This window comes from Chamaesiphon polymorphus CCALA 037 (assembly GCF_003003845.1).
Lineage (GTDB): Bacteria > Cyanobacteriota > Cyanobacteriia > Cyanobacteriales > Chamaesiphonaceae > Chamaesiphon > Chamaesiphon polymorphus.
In genome coordinates, this window is record NZ_PVWO01000329.1 from 1 (window position 1) to 6,739 (window position 6,739).

The following is a 6,739-nucleotide window of genomic DNA, read 5'->3' on the forward strand; positions in this document are numbered from 1 at the left end:
ATATAATAACCAAAAGACTATAGAATGAGCCAGCGATCGAGGCATCTATCATTAGACAGACTTTGTCCTAAGTGTCAGAACTGATTAAGCGGGGGATGGATTTTCGCCGACAGTGCCTGCATTATTAAATGCAATATCTAACTTTATTTGAGATTAGGACATTTTGATAGTAATTTTTTAAGGTTTGGATGTGCTTGACTTACGGACAGTGATTTGGTGACAATTGGACATCCCATTCCATAACTTTCAATAGATCCGTCATTTTTAAATTGGACTGAAATTGGAACGGAGCCGCGATCGAAGATTGCCAAATAATTGCTACCTTCAGACTGGATTTTTTGATAATTTCCCAGCCATTGCTTAAGATTGACAATTAACGGTTGATGTTTGCCATTACTGCCTAAATTGGATTTAATCGATCGATCGAGGGCAACCTTAGCATCTACCTTTGTTTGGGGATTTGCTAATATTTTTATAGGCATTGCCATCCACATCAAATTAATAGCTACTGATAGACACACTAAATAACTTTTCATTTCTTAAATTCTCCAAATAATTCTATTAATATAGTACAAATTTAGTTTTTATGCCACATTAGTCACTAGTGTCAAAAACTCAGAAGTACTCTATATACTTGCCTTTTAACAACTATGTTGCAAGCCATTATGATGTCAAATATAAATAAATTATATTATCAAGATCGAACTATATTTCGAGCAAGTTCGAGAGATTTTTGGAGTTTTTGAGCTAGGATCTTGACATGAGGCTCATTCATCATTGAGATGTGATTACCTGGAACGGTATGAACTACTACTTCTCCATCAGCAAACTGATTCCAACCCCATGCGTAATCTTGGGAAAGATCGGAGGAGTTTTCCGGTGAGGTTTGATTCTGAGCGCGAAACAGCGTAATTGGAACAGGATAGCTATTGTGTGGTATGTAATTAATTTGAGATTGGGTTTTGAAAACTTCCAACAAACCTTTAACTAATTTTATGTCTGTTTCTGGAGGTAAAAATTCAATCATTTCTAACTGTTGTTTTAAATATTGTAGTTGAGCTTCTTGAGGAAGAGAAGCTATAGCATCATAAGATATTGATAAGTTCTCTCCAGAAATCCCCCCAATTACCTCTGTAATCTGACATATCCACATTGCTCGATCCCAACTTTGTAGATCGCTGTGCCGATCTGATTGGGCCATTGGAGAAATATCTAAAACTGCAACAAATGCAACGGATTCTCCTTCTTTTCTTAGTTGTTGAGCCATTTCAAAGGCGACTTTACCTCCGAAAGAATGACCCCCCAAGAAGTAAGGGCCAACTGATTGAACTCTTTTAATATCTTTAATGTATTCATGGGCTATTTCTTCGATGCTTTCAAGCGGACTTTGTTCGCCATCAAGACCTTGAGCCTGTAAACCATAGAAGGGCTGATTTTTCCCCAGATATTCTGCTAATTTAGCAAAGCATAGAACATTTCCGCCAACTCCTGGTATGCAGAAAAAAGGTGGTAATGAACCGTCAGATTGAATGGATACTAGGGAAGACCAAAGTTTTGTAGATAAAGGAGAATCAATAACGATTGCTAGTTGTTCGACGGTAGGACTCTCGAACAAAATAGCTAAAGGTAAATTTATCTGAAAATGTTGTTGTATTCGGGAAACTAGCTGTATTGCCAGTAGCGAATGTCCGCCCAAGTCAAAGAAGTTATCGTAGATCCCAACAGTTCGCACGCTCAACACAGAAGCAAAAATGTTAGCAATGATTTCTTCACTAGGCGTGCGCGGAGCCACATATTCATGCATCCGCGAGATTTCACCATCGGGAATCGGCAGTGCCTTACGGTCTACTTTCCCGTTCGGAGTCAACGGTATCGAGTCTAAAGTAACGATCGCCGCAGGTACCATATACGCTGGTAGCCTGTGCTTGACATATTCACGCACCTGACTAGAGTTGAGCGATTCATCCGCTGTCGCTCTCACCAGATAAGCAACAAGACGTTGATTGCCAGCACGATCCTCCATGTCAATTACCACCGCTTGTTGCACCTGAGGATGAGCACTCAAGACAGCCTCCACCTCCCCCAGTTCGATCCGAAAACCCCGAATCTTGACTTGATTATCGATCCGACCGAGAAATTCAATATTTCCATCTGGTAAATAACGCCCTAGATCGCCCGTTTTATAGAGGCGTGCAGATTCATCATCCGAGAACGGATGGGGAATAAATTTCGCAGCAGTCAAATCAGGACGGTTGAGGTAGCCACGGGCGAGGCTATCACCGCCAATGTGCAACTCCCCAGAGACACCAATCGGCACTGGTTGAAGATCTCGGTCTAAAATGTAGATCTGCGTATTAGCGATTGGTGTACCAATCGGCAGTCGCTCGCTCCCAGCAACGATCTGCGCTACCGTAGCGCAAACAGTAGCCTCAGTCGGGCCATAAGCATTAAACAACCGACGACCGACCGACCAGGGTGCGACCACCGCCAACGAACCAGCTTCGCCAGCGACAATCATCTGACCTAATGCTGGCAATAATTTATCGGTCGGTAATACTGCTAAAACTGAAGGTGGTAATGTCACATGAGTTGCCGCACTGTGCTGGAGCATTTGAGCTAAGTCCTCTCCAGGCATTAGAGCCGCAGCCGTGCCCAAAATTAGTCGTGCGCCAGTCGTCACCGCCATGAAGATTTCCCACACCGAAGCATCAAACCCGAGCGAAGCAAATTGCAGAATGCGACTACTGGGTGTGAGTGCGAATAATTGTCTTTGGGCTAGAGTGAGGTTGCCTAAACTGCGATGTTCGATTTGGACGCCCTTAGGCAGACCAGTAGAACCAGAAGTATAGATCACATAAGCCAAATTAGTTGCAACAACACCAGAACAGAGATTAGTATCGCTCGCTTGGGCAATTGAGTCCCAATCGGTATCCACACACACCAGACGTGCTGAATGTGCAGGCAATGATGCCAAGCTATCTTGTTGAGTCAACAATACTTCTACACCAGCATCAGCCAACATGTAACTCAACCGTTCGGGAGGATAGCTGGGGTCGAGCGGTACATAAGCCCCGCCAGCTTTAAGAATTCCCAAGAGTCCCACCACCATTGCCAGCGAACGTTCGACACAAATGCCGACTAAGACTTCGGGTTTGACGCCCAAACCTTGTAAGTGATGGGCTAATTGATTGGCTCGTTGATTTAACTGTTGGTAGGTTAATTGCTCATCTTCAAACACCACCGCTACTGCATCAGGTGTTTTCTCAACCTGTTCCTCAAATAAGTGATGGATACATTTATCGTCAGGATATGCAACTGCTGTGTCATTCCACTCCACCAATAACTGCTGGCGTTCGGCAGCACTGAGTAAGGGTAATGCTTGGATTTGCTGTGCTGGTCGATCGATAATACCTTCTATTAATACTTGAAAATGACTATTGAGTCGATCGATGGTTTCCCGTTCAAACAGGTCGCTATTATATTCCCAACTACCCACTAAGCCAGTTGCTGCCTCCTCTAAGGTCAAAGTCAAATCAAACTTGGCAATGGTCGTTTCACTCTCTAACGGTTCTAATTGTAAATTGCCCAGTTCCAATGCTCTCATCGGCGCATTTTGCAGAACGAACATTACCTGAAACAGCGGATTATGACTGAGACTCCGCTGGGGTTGGAGTTCTTCGATTAACTTCTCAAAGGGTAAGTCCTGATGTCCATATGCCCCTAACGCTACTTGCCGCACTCGCCCTAGCAATTGCTCGAAACTGGGGTTGTCGCTCAAGTCAATTCGCAATGCTAACGTATTGACAAAGAACCCAATCAAGTTCTCGGTTTCACCGCGATTGCGATTGGCAATTGGCGAACCAATGACGATATCTCGATCGCCACTATAACGACTCAGCAGCACTGCATAAGCCCCCAGCAGCGTCATAAACAACGTTACGCCCTGTTGACGACTTAACTGTTCTAACTGCTCTGTCAGCTCTACAGAGATATTAAAATTTAGTTGGCTTCCTTGGAACGATTGAATTGCTGGACGGGGATGGTCTGTTGGTAACTCTAGTAGAGGTGGTGCTCCCGCTAAGTGTGCTTTCCAATAATCTACTTGGGCTTGTAACACGTCACCTGTGAGCCATTGACGTTGCCAATGGGCAAAATCTGGATATTGAATTGGTAGTTCGGGAAGCGTTACTGGGGTATTGGTAATGTATGCCTGATACAGACTCGTTACTTCTCGTACCAATATCCCCATCGACCAACCATCAGATATGATGTGGTGCATATTGAATATCAGCACATTTTCTGTTGCTGCTAATTTCAACAGCTTTACTCGTAACATAGGCCCAGTAGCCAAATCGAAAGGTTGTTGAGCTTCTTGGATCGCTAATCGTTGGACTTGTGTGGATTGAGTCGATTCATTTAGAGATTGCAGATCGATCTCTTGCATTGGAATCTCTAGATGTGGTGTAACAATTTGCACTGCGCTCCCATCGATCGTGGCAAAGTGGGTACGTAGTGCTTCATGACGTTCTACTAGTTGGCTCAGACAATGCTGTAGTGCCCCTGTATCTAAAACTCCACTTAGGCGTAATGCTAGTGGCATATTGTAAGTATGACTGCCACCTGCTAGTCGATCGAGGAACCATAACCTTTGTTGCGCAAATGATAGCGGTATTGGTAATGTATCGTCAGCAATCGGTACGATCGAGGGCAGGGATAAACCGATATCAGTAGCCTTTAACTCAGAGAGAGTGTGAGCTAGTTGAGAGACGGTGGGTAATTCAAAGATGATCCGCAGAGGGATTTCGAGGGCAAAACTAGCACGGAGTCGGGAAATTAATTGAGTAGCGAGTAGCGAATGTCCGCCCAGTTCAAAGAAGTTATCGTGGATGCCCACTCTCTCTATTCCCAAGATTGAAGCGAAGATGTTGGCAATGATTTCTTCATTAGGAGTGCGCGGAGCCACATATTCATTCGTTCGCGAGATTTCACCATCGGGAATCGGCAGTGCCTTACGGTCTACTTTCCCGTTCGGAGTCAACGGTATAGAGTCTAAAGTGACGATCGCCGCAGGTACCATATACTCTGGGAGCCTTTGCTTGACGTATTCACGCAATTGAAGAGTGTCAGGTATGTCATCCTCTGTCACTACATAAGCAACAAGACGTTTGCCAACACGATCCTCCATGTCAATTACCACCGCTTGTTGCACCTGAGGATGAGAACTCAAGACAGCCTCCACCTCCCCTAGTTCGATCCGAAAACCTCGAATCTTGACTTGATTATCGATGCGTCCGAGAAATTCGATATTTCCATCTGGTAAATAACGCGCTAAATCCCCAGTTTTATAGAGACGTGCAGATTCATCATCCGAGAAGGGATCGGAGATAAATTTCGCCGCCGTCAAGTCGGGACGGTTGAGGTAGCCACGGGCGAGGCTATCACCACCAATGTGCAACTCCCCAGGGACGCCAATCGGCACTGGTTGAAGATATCGGTCTAAAATATAGATCTGCGTATTGGCAATCGGTTTCCCAATCGAAATACTTTCGAGCTGCTGCTCAGAACTGCCTAAACAACTTACATCAAAAATAGTAGATGTGATAGTTGCCTCCGTCAGTCCAAAAGCATTCAGCAGCCGTGAAGATGCCAACGCTGTTTGCTGCCAAAGTTTGACTGTCTCAGATGGCATCACATCTCCACCCACGATCGTCAGTCTGATGCTACAGTCTCGGAGCGATTGCGGATTGTTTACCCATTCGAGAATTAATTGTTGCCAGTAGGCTGGTGGCAGATCCACAACACTAATCTGGTATTTTTCAACATATTCGTGAAATTGAAATGGTTGCCATAATTGGCCTCTGACTACTATCGAAGCACCAACAGCTAAGGGGACAAAGATTTGCTCGACCGAAGGATCGAACCCAATTGATGCAAATTGAAGCACTCGATCGCTTGACTCGAGCCGATATACACTTTGAATATTGTGACAGTGCCAGACAATGGCCTGATGTTCGATTTGGACGCCCTTAGGCAAACCAGTAGAACCAGAAGTATAGATAACATAAGCTAAATTAGCCGCAGCGACATCAGAAGAGAGATTAGTAGCACTCGCGCGGGCAATTGAGTCCCAATCGGTATCCAAACACACCAGACGGGCTGAATGTGCAGGCAATGATGCCAGCAAATCTTGTTGAGTCAACAAGACCTCCACACCAGCATCAGCCAACATGTAACTCAACCGTTCTGGAGGATAGCTGGGGTCGAGTGGCACATAAGCCCCACCAGCTTTAAGAATTCCCAACAGTCCTACTACCATTGCCAGCGAACGTTCGACACAAATGCCGACTAAGACTTCGGGTTTGACACCCAAACTTTGTAAGTGATGAGCTAGTTGATTGGCTCGCTGATTCAACTGTTGGTAAGTTAATTGCTCATCTTCAAAGACAACAGCGATTGCATCCGGTGTTTTTTCAACCTGCGCCTCAAATAAGTGATGGATACATTTATCGTCAGGATATTGACTTGCTGTCTGATTCCACTCTACTAATAACTGCTGGCGTTCGGCAGCACTCAGCAGCGAGATTTCACTCACTAACTGGTGAGGATTGGAGCCAATCGCCGACAACAAGTTCTCAAAATGACCCGCCATCCGCTCGATGGTTGCAGCATCGAATAAGTCGGTGTTGTATTCCCAATCACCCACTAACCCTTCAGGTGTTTCCGACATCGATAGTGTGAG

General features: G+C 45.0%; 2 protein-coding genes. Both read right to left on the reverse strand.

Annotation, left to right across the window (positions count from 1 at the left end; genetic code table 11):
* Positions 1 to 143: 143 nt before the first annotated feature.
* Positions 144 to 536, reverse strand: a complete 393-nt coding sequence (locus C7B77_RS20625) for a hypothetical protein (protein ID WP_106309207.1) — start codon at positions 534 to 536, stop codon at positions 144 to 146.
* A gap of 158 nt (positions 537 to 694) precedes the next feature.
* Positions 695 to 6,727, reverse strand: coding sequence for a non-ribosomal peptide synthetase (locus C7B77_RS20630; RefSeq protein ID WP_245894289.1), 6,033 nt, complete (start codon positions 6,725 to 6,727; stop codon positions 695 to 697).
* Between the last annotated feature and the right edge of the window lie 12 nt (positions 6,728 to 6,739).

What these genes read in the sequence shown, in the direction of transcription:
- C7B77_RS20625 (WP_106309207.1), bottom strand. Translation starts at nt 536, where the DNA reads ATGAAAAGTTATTTAGTGTGTCTATCAGTAGCTATTAATTTGATGTGG.
- C7B77_RS20630 (WP_245894289.1), bottom strand. Translation starts at nt 6,727, where the DNA reads ATGTCGGAAACACCTGAAGGGTTAGTGGGTGATTGGGAATACAACACC.